General features: G+C 64.1%; 1 protein-coding gene. It reads right to left on the reverse strand.

The window, feature by feature from the left end; genetic code table 11:
- Positions 1-19: 19 nt before the first annotated feature.
- Positions 20-966, reverse strand: a protein-coding gene (locus GGR39_RS17045; protein ID WP_183619013.1) for an IS630 family transposase whose coding sequence is annotated in 2 segments (ribosomal slippage) — positions 20-630 and positions 630-966 — 948 coding nt in all. Because the reading frame shifts where the segments join, the coding sequence is not laid out codon by codon here.
- Positions 967-1,060: the final 94 nt, after the last annotated feature.

A 1,060-nucleotide genomic window follows, 5' to 3' on the forward strand; every position in this document is an offset into this window, starting at 1 on the left:
CGGCTAGAGCAGTTTCCGTTCATTCCGGTTCATAGCCGCATGATTTGAAGTAGTTGGCGCATTCGGCGGGCTGGAAGATGTCGACGAGCTTTCCGATCAGGTCCCACAGTCCACTGACGGTTCTCTCGCCCACTTTGCGGAGCATGGCCTTGAGCCGGGAGAAGGCCTTCTCGATTGGGTTGAAGTCCGGGCTGTAGGGCGGGAGGAAGCGCAGGGTTGCCCCGGCCGCTTCGATCCGTTCACGCACCGCAGCACGCTTGTGGCTCGAGAGGTTGTCCATGATGACCACGTCGCCGGGACGCAACTCGGGCACCAGGACCTGCGCCACATAGGCTTCGAACCAGTCGCCGTTGATCGGCCCGTCCAGCACCATCGGCGCGACCATACCAGTCATGCGCAGGCCAGCGACCAGAGTGGTGGTCTTGCGATGGCCGTGCGGGAAGCCCATCCGCAGCCGCTCGCCTTTCGGGCAGCGACCGTGACTGCGGGTCATGTTGGTGGCGGTCCAGGTCTCGTCGATGAACACGAGGCGTTCGGGTTCGAGGTCGATCTGGCCGTCGAACCAGTGCCGGCGTTGCCTCAGGATGTCGGGACGGTCCTGCTCGATCGCGTGGCCGGTCTTTTTTTGCGCGTGATCCCGTGACGCACGAAGAACCGATGCACCGTGCCGATCCCGACCGGGGCGCCGCGCTCGATCAGTCGCGCCTGAACCTCGACCAGGGTCATGTCGCCCTGTTCGGCAATCAGCTCCCGAATGAAGCCGCCATGCGCTTCGATCTTGCCTGAATGTCGGTCACCGCCGCGCGGCTTGGCCACAGCCTGGCCATGCTCCAAGGCACGTTGTCGCCACCGGATCGCGCTCGACACGCTGACCCCGAAGCGGGCCGCCGCCGCGTGACAACTCAAGCCGCCGTCAATCGCGGCAACAACCCTGTCCCGAAGGTCCTGCGAAAGTGTTCGCGCCATCCACGCTGGCCTCCTGCCACCAGCAGGAAGCCTGAATCACAACGAGCCTGCAAAGGGAATCCCCGCCGAGTCAGTTCGTGTGGAAACCGCTCTA

The organism is Novosphingobium fluoreni (assembly GCF_014196615.1).
Lineage (GTDB): Bacteria > Pseudomonadota > Alphaproteobacteria > Sphingomonadales > Sphingomonadaceae > Novosphingobium > Novosphingobium fluoreni.